The sequence below is a fragment of the Microbispora triticiradicis genome (assembly GCF_005864065.1).
GTDB lineage: Bacteria > Actinomycetota > Actinomycetes > Streptosporangiales > Streptosporangiaceae > Microbispora > Microbispora triticiradicis.
On record NZ_VANP01000016.1, the window covers coordinates 131,265 to 143,732 of the forward strand.

At 70.4% G+C, this 12,468-nt stretch carries 13 protein-coding genes; 8 read left to right on the plus strand and 5 right to left on the minus strand.

The window, feature by feature from the left end:
* Positions 1–25: 25 nt before the first annotated feature.
* The 3 genes from FED44_RS30550 (at position 26) to FED44_RS30560 (ending at position 4,273) form a co-directional block, all read left to right on the plus strand.
* A complete protein-coding gene (locus FED44_RS30550) occupies positions 26–1,747 on the plus strand; it encodes a DEDD exonuclease domain-containing protein (RefSeq protein ID WP_138462854.1) in 1,722 nt (573 codons plus the stop codon).
* Positions 1,748–2,004: 257 nt separating this feature from the next.
* Positions 2,005–2,364, plus strand: a complete 360-nt coding sequence (locus FED44_RS30555) for an effector-associated constant component EACC1 (RefSeq protein ID WP_138462855.1) — start codon at positions 2,005–2,007, stop codon at positions 2,362–2,364.
* On the plus strand, positions 2,351–4,273 hold the full coding sequence (locus FED44_RS30560; RefSeq protein WP_138462856.1) for a caspase family protein: 1,923 nt from the start codon (positions 2,351–2,353) through the stop codon (positions 4,271–4,273). Before FED44_RS30555 ends, FED44_RS30560 begins: the two co-directional genes overlap by 14 nt.
* Positions 4,274–4,404: 131 nt before the next feature.
* Here FED44_RS30560 and FED44_RS30565 read toward each other — a convergent pair whose 3' ends face one another.
* Positions 4,405–4,599, minus strand: a complete 195-nt coding sequence (locus tag FED44_RS30565) for a helix-hairpin-helix domain-containing protein (RefSeq protein WP_138462857.1) — start codon at positions 4,597–4,599, stop codon at positions 4,405–4,407.
* 135 nt (positions 4,600–4,734) lie between these two features.
* On the opposite strand from FED44_RS30565, the gene FED44_RS30570 reads away from it, so the two are divergent.
* Complete coding sequence (locus FED44_RS30570) at positions 4,735–5,022, plus strand: Lrp/AsnC family transcriptional regulator (protein WP_117409190.1); 288 nt, start codon at positions 4,735–4,737, stop codon at positions 5,020–5,022.
* 24 nt (positions 5,023–5,046) lie between these two features.
* Here FED44_RS30570 and FED44_RS30575 read toward each other — a convergent pair whose 3' ends face one another.
* From FED44_RS30575 to FED44_RS30585, 3 genes are all read right to left on the minus strand, one after another.
* Complete coding sequence (locus tag FED44_RS30575; protein ID WP_167521634.1) at positions 5,047–5,763, minus strand: sensor histidine kinase; 717 nt, start codon at positions 5,761–5,763, stop codon at positions 5,047–5,049.
* 258 nt (positions 5,764–6,021) lie between these two features.
* A complete protein-coding gene (gene trpD, locus FED44_RS30580; protein ID WP_117409188.1) occupies positions 6,022–7,074 on the minus strand; it encodes an anthranilate phosphoribosyltransferase in 1,053 nt (350 codons plus the stop codon).
* 64 nt (positions 7,075–7,138) lie between these two features.
* Positions 7,139–7,534: a response regulator transcription factor gene (locus FED44_RS30585; RefSeq protein ID WP_117409187.1), complete on the minus strand. Its 396-nt coding sequence runs from the start codon at positions 7,532–7,534 to the stop codon at positions 7,139–7,141.
* 162 nt (positions 7,535–7,696) lie between these two features.
* On the opposite strand from FED44_RS30585, the gene ctaE reads away from it, so the two are divergent.
* The 4 genes from ctaE to qcrB are packed head-to-tail and all read left to right on the plus strand — an operon-like array spanning position 7,697 to position 11,848.
* Positions 7,697–8,314, plus strand: a complete 618-nt coding sequence (ctaE, locus tag FED44_RS30590) for an aa3-type cytochrome oxidase subunit III (RefSeq protein ID WP_117409186.1) — start codon at positions 7,697–7,699, stop codon at positions 8,312–8,314.
* 17 nt (positions 8,315–8,331) lie between these two features.
* Positions 8,332–9,144, plus strand: a complete 813-nt coding sequence (qcrC, locus tag FED44_RS30595) for a cytochrome bc1 complex diheme cytochrome c subunit (protein ID WP_117409185.1) — start codon at positions 8,332–8,334, stop codon at positions 9,142–9,144.
* Entirely contained in the window at positions 9,141–10,217 is a 1,077-nt protein-coding gene (gene qcrA / locus FED44_RS30600) for a cytochrome bc1 complex Rieske iron-sulfur subunit (protein WP_117409184.1), read from the plus strand. Before qcrC ends, qcrA begins: the two co-directional genes overlap by 4 nt.
* Entirely contained in the window at positions 10,217–11,848 is a 1,632-nt protein-coding gene (qcrB, locus tag FED44_RS30605; protein ID WP_117409183.1) for a cytochrome bc1 complex cytochrome b subunit, read from the plus strand. The genes qcrA and qcrB overlap by 1 nt, the downstream gene beginning before the upstream one ends.
* Before the next feature lie 111 nt (positions 11,849–11,959).
* Here qcrB and FED44_RS37800 read toward each other — a convergent pair whose 3' ends face one another.
* A complete protein-coding gene (locus FED44_RS37800; RefSeq protein ID WP_396698904.1) occupies positions 11,960–12,136 on the minus strand; it encodes a response regulator transcription factor in 177 nt (58 codons plus the stop codon).
* Positions 12,137–12,468 lie beyond the last annotated feature (332 nt).

Here is a 12,468-nt window from a genome sequence, read left to right on the forward strand (position 1 = left end):
CGGTCGGAATCTTTATGGTCTTTGCGTGGACGCGGTACAGGGCACGCTGGACGAGCTCGGCACTCCCCTGCGGGAGGTGACGTTCGTCGTCTTCGACCTGGAGACCACCGGCGGATCGGCCGCGGAGCACGCCATCACGGAGATCGGGGCGGTGAAGGTCCGCGGCGGCGAGGTGATCGGCGAGTTCGCCACGCTGGTCGACCCCGGCGGACCGATCCCGCCGTTCATCTCCGTACTCACCGGCATCACCGACGCGATGGTCATGGCCGCGCCGAAGTTTCCCGAGGTGCTGCCGAGCTTCCTGGAGTTCATCGCGGGGGCGGCGCTGGTGGCGCACAATGCGCCGTTCGACATGTCGTTCCTGAAGGCGGCCTGCCAGGCGGGCGGCTACCCGCCCCCGGCCAACCCCGTCGTGGACACGGCCGACCTCGCGCGCCGGGTGCTCACCCGCGACGAGACCCCCAACTGCAAGCTCGGCACCCTCGCACGGGTCTTCCGCAGCTCCACCGAGCCCTGCCACCGGGCGCTGGCCGATGCCAAGGCCACGGTCGACGTGCTGCACGGCCTCATCGCCCGGGTCGGCTCGCTCGGCGTGCACACACTGGAGGAGCTGCGCGGCTTCGTGCGCGCCCCCACGCAGGAGCAGCAGCGCAAGCGGCACCTCGCCGACGGCGTGCCCGGCGCGCCGGGCGTGTACGTCTTCGAGGACGCCAGGGGCGAGGCGCTGTACATCGGCAAGAGCTCCAACCTGCGCAACCGGGTGCGCAGCTACTTCACCGCGAGCGAGACGCGGTCGCGCATCCGCGAGATGGTCGGCATCGCCGAGCGGGTCAGGACCATCGTGTGCGCGACCGCGCTGGAGGCGGAGATCCGGGAACTGCGGATGATCGGGGCGACCAAGCCCCGCTACAACAGGAGGTCACGCTTCCCGGAGCGGGTGGTCTGGCTGAAGCTGACGAACGAGCCGTTCCCGCGGCTCAGCGTCGTCCGGGAGGTGCGCGACGACGGGGCGGCCTACCTCGGGCCGTTCGGCAGCAGCCGCACGGCCGACGACGCGCGCACGGCCATGCACGAGGCGCTGCCGCTGCGCCAGTGCACCGAACGGCTGTCGGCCCGGGTGCGGCGGCCCGCCTGCGCGCTCGCGGAGATCGGCCGCTGCGGCGCGCCCTGCGAGGGACGGGAGAGCGAGGAGACCTACTCCCGGCACGCCGGCCGCGCCAGGCACGCCATGGAGCAGGACGCCGAGGTCGTCTTCTCCGCGATGGAGGCGCGCATGCGGCGCCTGGCGGCCGAGCAGCGGTACGAGGAGGCGGCCGTCGACCGCGACCGGCTCGCGGCCTACGTCCGGGCCGCGGCGCGCATGCAGCGCCTGCGCTCGCTGACCGGCATCCCCCAGATGGTCGCGGCCAGCCCCGCCTTCGGCGGTGGTTGGGACATCCACGTCGTCCGGTACGGCAGGCTCGCCGCCGCCGGCGTCATGCCGCGGGGCGCCCACCCCACGCCGTACGTGGACGCGCTGGTCGCCACGGCCGAGACGGTGACGCCGGGCCCCGGCCCGACCCCCGCCGCCAGCGCCGAGGAGACCGAGTGCGTGCTGAGGTGGCTCGACTCCCCCGGGGTGCGCCTGGTCCAGGTCGACGGCGTCTGGAGCCTCCCGGCGTACGGCGCGGGGCGGCTGGTCGGCCGCATCGAGCGCGCCTACCTGCACCTGCGCGGCGACCGCCGCGAAGGCCGCCCGCTCCGGTGACCCCCCGCCCCACCCGCGTACACCGGTCCCGCCGTCGGCGCCGACCGGCACGCGATGCGGCCGAGCGCTCACCAATCGGTTGGAAAAGCGACCAAGTCCTGGTTCACCGCGATATCTGGTGATGCATGAATTTCGACGACGGGGATTTCCGGAGAGCAGACGCGGGGTCATTTCTTCTGTTTTACTCGTCCGGGCGACAGCCACGCGTGGAGAGGCCGTGTGAACGGGGTGTGAGATGAAAAGGGGGGTCCCCGGCTATGGCGAATGTACTCATTCGGGTCGAAGCCGACACCGGCGCGGAGACCAGGGCCCTGTACCGGGCCCTCAGGCATGACCCCGACCTGAGCCGGCTGGCGAAGCTGTCGGCCTGCGAAGGCGATCCTCCGGCGGCTGACGAGCTCGGACCCGGTCTCGACGCGATCCTGGCGGTCGTCGACGGCGCCGGTGCGCTCGGCGCGTTACTCGTCTCGATCGCCGCCTGGAGGGACGGCCGGTCGACGAAGTGGACGGTCTCCGTCGAGAGAGAGGGAGTGCGCGTCGAGCTGCAGGGCAGTTCGAGGGAAGAGCTGGAACGGGTCGTACGCGCGCTCGAGGGGCCCCGAGGTGGCGATACCTGATCCCGCCCAGTCCCGTCTGATTCTCATTGGATTCTCCTCATTTGTGGATTTCGCGCGGATTCCCGCCGCACCCACCAATTTACGGCGACTGATGGCCATCTTCTGCGATGAGATGATTTGGGGAATCCCAGACCGCAATGTCGCGGTCCTGGATGGAAAGCGCGGATTGAGCCGCAACGCCGTACTGAGCCAGATCCACGAGGTGGCGAGCCAGGCCACCGACACCCTGGTCGTCTACTACGTCGGACACGGCTTTCTGGACGAGGACGACAACGACAACTTGCTGCTCGCCCTACCGGGAACGAAAAGACGGGAACACTTCACGGCGCTCCCGTACGAGGAGGTCCGCCGTGCGGTGCGCGGCGCCGGCTCGCGGCGCAAGGTCGTCATCCTGGACTGCTGCTATTCCGGCCGCGCGCACTCGAACGCCTACCTCGACGGTTCGGAGGAGGACCGGGAACTCGCGCATCAGGCTCCCATCGAAGGCGCCTGCGTGCTCACGGCGACCTCCGACTACGCCAGGGCCCGGGCGAATCCCGGGGACCGCCACACGGCGTTCAGCGGGGCCCTGATCTCGGCTCTGGAGAACGGGATTCCCGGAGCGGGGCCGTACCTCGACGTGCGTTCCGTCTTCGCGAGCGTCCGGCGAGAGATGCGCAGCCGCGGCCTGCCGCAGCCGCACCTCAGCACCCGGGACGACGGCGGCGCACTCGTTCTGGGGCGGAACCGCGCGTACCGGGGTTCCGCGGAGACTCCGCCGAAGGGTGCCGAGGTCCCGCCGTCGAGGGCGGAACCGGGATTCCGTCGATCCCGCCCGCGCTTCACGCGACGTGCGGCCGTCGTCACCGCCGCTCTCGTCGTCGTCCTTGCCGTCACCTTCCTCCCGGCGATGACGGCTCGCCTCTCGACCACCGGCGCGTGCCCGGCCGGGGAACGGGGAGGATCCGAGGTCTCGCGGACCGGACGGCCGGGCAGGGCCACCCGGTTCCCCGAGTCCCGCATCAGTCTGCTCCACGACCTCACCGGGCCGACGACGGTGATCGGGTTCGAACCTCCGAAAGGGGACCGCCCGAATCCGAGGACATATCTGTGGCAGCCCGATCGCCGGTGCTTCGCGACTCCCGTGGGCTTCGGGAGCGACTACCTGGATGTCGCGGTCTCCCCCGACGGCAGGTGGATCGCGGGCGTCGACATGCGCACGGTGCCCGGCGCCGACGTGGTCGTCATGGACCGAGCAGGCGCGAAGAGAAAGGTCATCGACGTACCGGGCACCGTATTCGCCACAAATTTGCAATGGAACAGGACGAGCACGACATTGCTCTTCACGGAGGCTCCGGTCGACGCGAGAGGTAAGTACAACTATCCGCGCGGGGCGGACGCCGTGATGGTCAGCCTGCCCGCCTTGAAGCCCACGGTTCTCGCTCTGGGCGCCACCGCTCCCTACCAGTGGGGACCAGACGGCAGCGTAGCCGGTAACTTCGGGCAGGAAGATCCGCTCGACGTCCGGTTCTTCAGCGTCAAGGGCCGGAAGGAACGGGCGTTCGAACGGGTCGGACTGCTCGGGCAGTACGGAATGGGCGCATTCTCGCCATCGGAAGAACGAATGGTGACCCACTGTCCCCGAGGCCGCGATGACGACCAGGTGTGTGTCTGGGGCTCGCGGCAGGGAGAACTCCTCGGGGCGTACCCCGCGAACCGCCTCTACACTGATCGGCCGTACGGCAATGTCGGCTGGTACGACGAGAAATCCTTGCTCATGACCGCCTGGGACGCGAAGACGAAATGGTGGGCGGCCGCCACCCTGGACATCGCCGGCCCGGAGCCGGGCACAGTGGCCGGTCGCACGACCCTGCTCGGCCGGTTACCCGACGAGGAGGGCCACATCATCTTCGGATTCGCACCGGCCTGACCCACACCTCAGATCGATCACGACGGAAGGTGATCCCTGTGCGGATCCGCGGGAGCGGTTCCTGGTCCGGTTGTGGCCGCGGGAGGCTCCGGCCTGACGCCGGGGACGGGGTGCTGCTACTCCAGCGACGGCTAGCCCAGGCTCAGGTCGTGCTGCTCGAGCGCACTCTGGATGATGTCGAGCGCTTTCGGCCCCATGCCGTGCAGCTTGGCCAGCTCGGCACGCGGCACCCCCACAAGGTCACGCAGGGCCGTGTAACCGGCGTTGCCCAGGGCCCGCGTCGCCGGCGCACCGATCTTCGGCAGGGTGTCGAGAGAGGAGTCCACGCTCCTCATGATGCCGCGTCCGGCGCACGCCGCAGCCAGGGCGACATCGGAGCACCGGCCGGAAATAGAAGGCGCCGAGGAGGGCACTAGTGTCGGGTGCGACAGCGAAGCCCCGACACAGCAGGAGAGGCCCGAATGGTCACCGCGATCGTCCACATCAAGGCGGATGTCGACCGGATTCCCGAGGTCGCCGAGGCCATCGCCGAGGTCGAGGGCGTCAGCGAGGTGTATTCGATCACCGGCGAGTTCGACCTGCTGGCGATGGTCAGGGTCGCCAGGTACGACGAGGTGGCCGAGGTCGTGCCGGGCCGCATCAACAAGGTGACCGGAGTGCGGCACACCGAGACCCACATCGCCTTCCGGACCTACTCCCGCCACGACCTGGAGGCGGCCTTCTCGATCGGCCTCAGCGACGCCGACTGATCCGGCCGGGCCGCCCATCGCGCCTCAGGCGGGGCGCAGGAGGCGGACGCGGACCTCGAAGCCGCCAGGCAGCGGGTGCTCGGCCACCGAGCCGCCGAACAGCGCCGCCCGCTCCCAGGTGCCGACGAGGCTGTCGCGGGGCAGCCCGTCGTCGTGGACGACGACCTCCAGGATGGCGGGCAGCCACCGCAGCGTGACCGTCGCCGTGCGGGCCGTGCCGTACCACAGGGCGTTGCCCAGCGCCTCCTCCACGATGCGGTACGCCGACAGCTCCAGCGTCGGCCCGCCACCTCGCGTGCCGTTCTCCGTGAGGGAGACGGCGAGCCCGCTCGCCCGGAAGTCGTCCAGCAGGCCCGGCAGCTCGCCCAGCCCCGGCTGGGGCCCTCGTGACAGCCCGTCCATGCGGAGCAGGCCGATCATCCGCCGCAGATCGGAGAGGACCCGGCGGCCGGACTCCTCGGCGTCGCGGAACGTCTGCCGTGCCCGTTCCGGGTCCTTGTCCATGATCACCCGGCCGGCGCCCACCCCGAGGGTCATCACGCTCAGGTCGTGCGCGACCAGGTCGTGCAGTTCCGAGGCGATGCGCAGCCGCTCCCAGGCCGCGGCGTCATCCGGGCGGGGGTGGTCCTCCGCCATGGCGGGGGCCGCGCTCTCCGCGCTCGTCTCCCGCCCCCGTCTCCCGGCCGTCCCGGGGACGTGACCTGCGCCGCCGGGCCGGAGACCGGCGGAGCGAACGGGCACGAGAGAGGCCATTCTGCCGTGGGTGAGGGTGGCCCAGCGGCGGAGGGCTCGGGCAACGAACAGGCGCATCATGCCCGAACGGTACGGCTCAGGCGGAACCCGGCACGTCCCCATACAGGCGGACGCGTGGTCCCTCCAGCGGCGGAGGCGGCCGGAACCGGTCAGCCCCCGGCACGGAAGCGATCAGTCGATCATCCCGGGACGGCGGCCGGAACCGGGCGGCCGGCGGCCCGGAAGCCGGTAGCCGGGCCGGCCTGGTCAGGCGCCGGAGGAGCGGAGCGCGCTGCTCAGCTCCACCCACCGCTCCAGGGTCTGCGCCGCCCTGCCCGAGTCGACCGCCTCCGCCGCCCGGGCGTACGCCGCGCGCAGATCGGCGACGAGGTCGTCGCCGGGGCCGTCGTAGGCGACCAGGCCGGCCGCCGCGTTGAGCAGCACGGCGTCCCGTACGGGCCCGGTCTTGCCGCGCAGCAGGTCGTGCACCGCCGCCGCGTTGAAATCCACGTCGCCGCCGCGCAGGTCGCCCGGCTCGGAGCGGGGGATGCCGAGGTCGGCCGGGTCGAAGACGGTCTGGGTCGCGGTGCCCTCCCGGACGACGAAGACCGTCGACGGCGCGGCCGTCGACAGTTCGTCGAGACCGTCGTCGCCCCGGAACACGAGCGCCGACACACCACGCTCGGCGAACACGCCGGCCATGACCGGCAGCATCCGGGCGTCGAAGACGCCGATCGCCTGGGCGGCGGGGCGCGCCGGATTTGCCAGCGGCCCGACGAAGTTGAAGACCGTCGGCACGCCGATCTCCTTGCGCGGCGGGCCGGTGAAGCGCAGCGCGGAGTGGTAGAGGGGCGCGAAGCAGAAGGCGATGCCCGCCTCCACCGCCACCCTGGCGGTGGTCTCCGGCGCGAGGTCGAGCGCGACGCCCAGGCGTTCCAGCACGTCGGCCGCCCCGCACAGCGAGGAGGCGGCGCGGTTGCCGTGCTTGACGACCCTCGCCCCGGCGGCGGCCGCGACGATCGCCGCCATCGTCGAGACGTTCACCGTGTGCGCCCGGTCGCCTCCGGTGCCGACGATGTCGAGCACCGGGCCCTCGACCGTGAGCGGCGTGGCCAGCTCGAACATGGTGCGGACGAGGCCGGTCACCTCGGCGACCGTCTCGCCCTTCGCCCGGAGCGCGACGGCGAAGGCGGCGATCTGCGCCGGGGTCGCCGCCCCCGACATGATCTCCCCCATGACCCAGGCCGTCTCGTCGGCCGTCAGGTTCTCACCCGCGAGCAGGGCGTGCAGCGTCGAGGGCCAAGTGGTGCGCGTGTCCATCGTGGGCTCCGCGATATGTCGGTGTCAGGTCGGAGAAGGTGCGGGGTGGAACTCCGGGCAGGACTCAGTGCGCCCGGGTGACGCTCAGGCGGCGCCGCATGAGGTCGGCGACGGCCTCCGCGAGCACGACGGGGTCGAGCGGGTGCGCGACCACCGCGTCGGCGCGGGACCAGTTGGCCAGCCAGCGGTCGTCCCTGCGGGCGATGAGCAGCAGGATCGGCGGGCAGTCGTGCACCTCGTCCTTGGCCTGGCGGCTGACTCCCATGCCGCCGGCCGGCACCGCCTCGCCGTCGAGCACGGCCACGTCGATCTCGCCGGAGTCCAGGTGCCTGAGCACGGCCGGCTGGGTCGCGCACTCGACGATCTCGACGAGGGGCACGTCAGCGGCCGGGCGCCGCCCGATGGCCAGCCGCACCTTCTCCCGGGTGCCTGCGTCGTCGCTGTAGACGAGAACCCTCATTACACGCTCACTGTCGAATCGCGGGGTATGGTCATCGTGATGCTACCGGCGCGGCTGCCAGGCTCGCAGCCCCGGGGCTCCTGCCATGACATGCCCGTTCCGATGGCGCGGACGGACCCTAGCGGGGGGTCGTGGGGCGACCCGACCTGGGGAGCCGCAATAATGCTGGGCGTGGCGACAGCATCCGCAATTACTACGACGACGAGACCGCACGGGTCCAACCGGCCGAACCTGGTCCAGGTCGGCACCATCGTGTGGTTGTCCTCTGAGCTCATGTTCTTCGCGGCGCTGTTCGCGATGTACTTCACCATCCGGTCGGTCAGCCTCGGACAGGGCACGCACTGGCCCGAGGCGCACCTCGAAGTCCCGTTCGCGACCTTCAACACGACCGTTCTGGTCCTGTCGAGTGTCACGTGCCAGCTGGGCGTGTGGGCTGTGGAAAGAGGCCAGGTCAAGAAGCTGCGCTTCTGGTATGTCGTAAGCTTCTTGATGGGCGCCTTCTTCGTGGGCGGTCAGCTTTACGAGTACGGGAACCTGGCGCGTGAGGGTCACGTCCTCTCGCACTCCCCGTACGACTCGGTGTTCTTCCTGACCACGGGCTTCCACGGTCTGCACGTGACGGGTGGTCTGATCGCGTTCCTGTTCATCCTGGGACGCACGTACGCCGCGAAGCGCTTGACGTATGAGCAGCAGACCAGCGCGATCGTCGTGTCCTACTACTGGCACTTCGTCGACGTGGTCTGGATCGGCCTTTTCGCGACCATCTACATCATCAAATGATCGGAACGGGGATTTCGGTGAACTCCATCACCGCCCGACGGCGCCATCCCCTCGCGCGAGTCGCCGTCGTGGCGCTCGCGCTGGGCCTGCTCGGCGGCGGGTACGCGCTCGCCGCGCCGAACGGCAGCACCGCCGACGCCGCGATCGCGTCCGGCAAGGCCGACGACGCGGCGGAGGGCAAGAGCCTCTTCGTCGCGCACTGCGCGAGCTGTCACGGCCTGAACGCCGAGGGCACCAACAAGGCCCCGACGCTCATCGGCGTCGGCGCGGCCGCCGTGGACTTCCAGGTGAGCAGCGGCCGCATGCCGGCCGCCGACGCGGGCCCCCAGGCCCCGCGCAAGCCCAGGCCCGACTGGGCCACCGACCAGGCGATCGACCAGCTCTCGGCGTACGTCCAGTCCCTGGGCGGCGGCCCGACGCGGCCGACCGAGGAGCAGGTGAACCCCGCGCTGGGCGACCCCGCCAAGGGCGGTGAGCTGTTCCGGGCCAACTGCATCCAGTGCCACAACTTCGTCGGCGCGGGCGGCGCGCTCACCTACGGCAAGTACGCGCCGCCGCTGAACCCGGCGACGCCGACGCAGATCTACGAGGCGATGGTCACCGGCCCGCAGGCGATGCCGGTGTTCAACGACTCCACGATCACGCCGGAGCAGAAGCGTGACATGATCGCCTACATCACCCACGTCAGGTCGCAGGTCGACCCGGGCGGGTCGGGCCTGGGCCGCATCGGCCCCGTCACCGAGGGCCTCGTGGCGTGGGTCGTGGGTCTCAGCCTCCTGATCCTGGCCTCCATCTGGATCACCGCGAAGAAGCGACGGGCGCAGGCATGACAGAGCAGAACGAGTATCCCGAGAGCGGCCGGGTGCCGACGCGCGTCATCGGCACGCCGCCCGCCGACGCGCCCATCGAGGAGCACGACCCGATCCACGAGCCCGCGGGCGTCGAAGGCGTGATCCCGCAGGACCCGGTCAAGGTCCGCAAGGCGGAGCGCATGGTCGCGTTCCTCTTCCTGATCACCTTCCTGGCCGGCGCGGCCTTCATCGCCGCGTACGTGATCTTCCAGGTCGGCACGATCGACAAGACGGCCACGTCGAACTACGCGCTCGGCGGCACCCTGGCGCTGGCCCTGCTCTCGCTGGGCGCCGGCGTCACGGTGTGGGTGCGGCAGATCATGCCGAAGTACAACCTGGTCCAGGAGCGCCACCTGATGGCCTCCGACTCGGACACGCGCGAGTACGTCAAGGAGACCTTCCTCCAGGGCGCGGACGAGAGCGGCTTCGTCAAGCACCGGCTGCTGCGCCGCACGCTGCTGCTGGCCGCGGCGCCGCTCGGCCTCGCCCCGCTGGTGCTGCTGAAGGACCTCGGCCCGCTGCCGGGGACCTCGCTGCGGCACACCGTCTGGGGAGAGGCCATGAAGAACGGCAAGCCGCGCCGGCTTGTCGTCGAGGGCACCGGCCAGCCGATCCGCGCCGCCGACTTCAACTCGCCGGGCGGCATCCTCTCCGTGGTCCCCGAGGGCTACGAGGAGGACCTGAACGCGCTGGCCAAGGCGACGCTGATCCTGCTCAAGTTCCGCCCGGAGGAGATCAAGTCCGGCACGAACAAGAACTGGACCGTCGACGGCATCGTCGCCTACTCCAAGATCTGCACCCACGTGGGCTGCCCCGCCGCGCTGTACGAGCAGACGACGCACCACATCCTCTGCCCGTGCCACCAGTCGACCTTTGACGCGGCCGACGGTGCGAAGGTCATCTTCGGTCCCGCGGCCCGGCCGCTGCCGCAGCTGCCCCTCGGCATCGACGAGGAGGGGTACCTCGTCGCGAAGTCCGACTTCAAGGTCCCCGTCGGCCCCAGCTTCTGGGAGCGCGGCGACGCCGAAGCTGAAGTAAGAGAGAAGGCGTGATGAACGCTCCTCCGAAGGCCATCACGGGCCCGTCGACGTTCCTCGACGACCGGCTGGGCGCGGGGAACTTCCTCAAGCGCAACCTGCGCAAGGTCTTCCCCGACCACTGGTCGTTCCTTCTGGGGGAGATCGCGCTCTACTCGTTCGTCATCCTGCTGCTGACCGGCACGTTCCTGACGTTCTGGTTCAAGCCGAGCATGGGCGAGGTCAACTACCTGGGGAACTACGCCCCGCTGTACGACGTCCGCATGTCGGAGGCGTACGCCTCGTCCCTGCACATCAGCTTCGACGTCCGCGGCGGCCTGCTGGTCCGGCAGATGCACCACTGGGCGGCGCTGCTGTTCGTCGCCGGCATGACGGCGCACGCGCTGCGCATCTTCTTCACCGGCGCCTACCGCAAGCCGCGTGAGCTCAACTGGCTCATCGGCGTCGGCCTGCTCACCCTGGCGCTGCTGGAGGGCCTCACCGGCTACTCCCTCCCCGACGACCTGCTCTCCGGCGCGGGTCTGCGGATCACCCAGGGCGTCGCGCAGTCGATCCCGATCGTCGGCACCTACATCTCGTTCTTCCTGTTCGGCGGGGAGTACCCGGGCCACGACGTCATCCCGCGGTTCTACACGATCCACATCCTGCTGATCCCGGGCATCCTGCTCGCGCTGATCTCGGCCCACATGATCCTGATGTGGGTGCAGAAGCACACGCAGATGCCGGGCAAGGCGCGGACCGAGAAGAACGTGGTGGGCGCGCCGTTCTACCCGGCCTTCATGGCCAAGTCGGGCGCGTTCTTCCTGTTCACGTTCGGGGTCATCGCCCTCCTCGGCACGTTCGCCCAGATCAACCCGATCTGGCTGTTCGGGCCGTACAACCCGGCAAACATCTCGGCCGGCTCCCAGCCCGACTGGTACATGGGCTTCCTGGAGGGCGCGCTCCGTCTCATGCCGGCGTGGGAGATCAACTTCCTCGGCCACACCGTGACGTTCAGCGTGCTGATCCCGGCCCTGGTGCCGATGGGCATCATCATGACGGGCCTGGCGCTGTATCCGTTCCTGGAACAGTGGGTCACGGGCGACCGGCGCGAGCACCACGTGTGCGACCGGCCGCGCAACAACCCGCACCGCACCTCGATCGGCATCTCGGCCATCACGTTCTACGGAATCCTGTGGCTGCTCGGCGCCAACGACGAGATCTCGGCGAACTTCCACATCGACCTCTACACGACCACCTGGTTCGGACGGTTCGCCGTCTTCATCGGCCCGGCGATCGCGTACTGGATCACCTACCGGACCTGCATCGGCCTCCAGCGCAAGGACGCCGAGGTGCTGTCGCACGGCGTCGAGTCCGGGGTCATCAAGCGGATGCCGAACGGCCAGTACATCGAGGTCCACACGCCGCCGGCGGAGGACATCGCCGAGCACATCCGCGGCAAGAAGGAGATCCCGGTCCTGACGGGCTCGGCGGACGGCGACGGCATCCCGCCCAAGGGCGCCCGCAGCGCGATCGGCCGGCTCCGGACCAGGATGAGCGAGGCGTACGGCACCGACCACGTCCCGCTGACCGACGGCCACCACAACGGCCACCACGAGGAGGAGCCCGCCGCCGTCGGCGCCGGCGAGCGCAAGGAACTCCACTGACGCACAACCCGACCGGCGCGAACTGACCGGCACACAGCGGCCCGGCAGGGGGACCCACTCCCCCGCCGGGCCGCTGTGTTTCCCGCTTCGCTCATCGGGGCGCTCTCGTGCTCAGGCGCGGGGTGACACGAGGCCCGTCTCGTAGGCGATGATGACGAGCCGCACACGGTCGCGGGCGTCGAGCTTGGCCAGCAGCCTCGTCACGTACGTCTTGACGGTCGCGGGGCTGATGAACAGCTCGGCGGCGATCTCGGCGTTGGACAGTCCGCGTCCGACGAGGGTCAGCACCTCAGCAAGCTGGTGTGGTCGCCGATGTGGTTCCCGGTGGTCTTCGCGGCGACCCCGCTCGCCGATCGGGCGCTGTCCGGTCTGCACACCGTCCCCGGTGATCCCGGCTGGGTGGCCGCCCGCCTGGCCTGGCTGCCGGCGTTCGCGGCGGCCCTGGCCGTCTGCTGGGCCGCCTTCCGCGGCTACGAGAGGCGGCCTGGCCGCCCCCCGCACGGGTCCCTGCCTCGGTGGAGCGCCCGGCGGAACCGGTCGGAAGGGGTCCGGCCAGAAGGCCGGTCCAGAGGAGAGGCGAACTCGAGCGGGTCGGAGCGGTTCAGAGCGGGTCGGAGCGG